Here is a 686-nt window from a genome sequence, read left to right as displayed (position 1 = left end):
GGTTTCACGTGTCTCGTGGTACTCTGGATCAGTTCTAAAAGCTTCCGTTTTCACTTACGTGGCTATTACACTCTATAGCGGAGCTTTCCAGCTCGCTTCAGTTAACTCCTGCTTTTATTTATGAACTGTCCTCAACCCCAGCTATAAATAGCTGGTTTGGGCTCTTTCCCTTTCGCTCGCCGCTACTTAGGAAATCGATGTTTCTTTCTCTTCCTCCAGGTACTTAGATGTTTCAGTTCCCTGGGTTACCTTCGTACACCTATTTATTCAGTGCACGATCCACAGTTTTGACTGTAGGGGTTGCCCCATTCGGAAATCTCTGGATCACTGGCTATTTGCGCCTACCCAAAGCTTATCGCAGCTTATCGCGTCCTTCGTCGGCTCCTAGTGCCAAGGCATTCACCATGCGCTCTTCGTAGCTTGACCATTATAATTTTTATAGTTACATCTTTCGACGCAACTTGCGAAATTGTATACCCATTCTAGTTTGTAGTTAGTTTGAGTAACAATTTGATTTGTTTTTAATCTGTGCAATTTTCAAAGAACAATTTATTTAATTAAAAATTATTAATTTTTAATTAAATTGGTGGGCTTAAATGGACTCGAACCATCGACCTCACGCTTATCAGGCGTGCGCTCTAACCAGCTGAGCTATAAGCCCTTGTGGTGGAGATATAGGGATTCGA

1 tRNA gene and 1 rRNA gene are annotated in these 686 nt (G+C 42.3%); both read right to left on the bottom strand.

Features of this window, described 5'->3' with window-relative positions:
- Positions 1–426 (bottom strand): 23S ribosomal RNA (locus JK636_RS15355); the annotation flags it as partial.
- A 158-nt stretch (positions 427–584) separates the two neighbouring features.
- Positions 585–661: transfer RNA gene (locus JK636_RS15350), tRNA-Ile, on the bottom strand.
- Positions 662–686 lie beyond the last annotated feature (25 nt).

Origin of the sequence: Clostridium rhizosphaerae (assembly GCF_016765585.1) — a bacterium.
GTDB classification, from domain to species: domain Bacteria; phylum Bacillota; class Clostridia; order Clostridiales; family Clostridiaceae; genus Clostridium_AT; species Clostridium_AT rhizosphaerae.
Note: the sequence above shows the minus strand (reverse complement) of the source record. Positions and strands in the feature narration are given on the sequence as shown.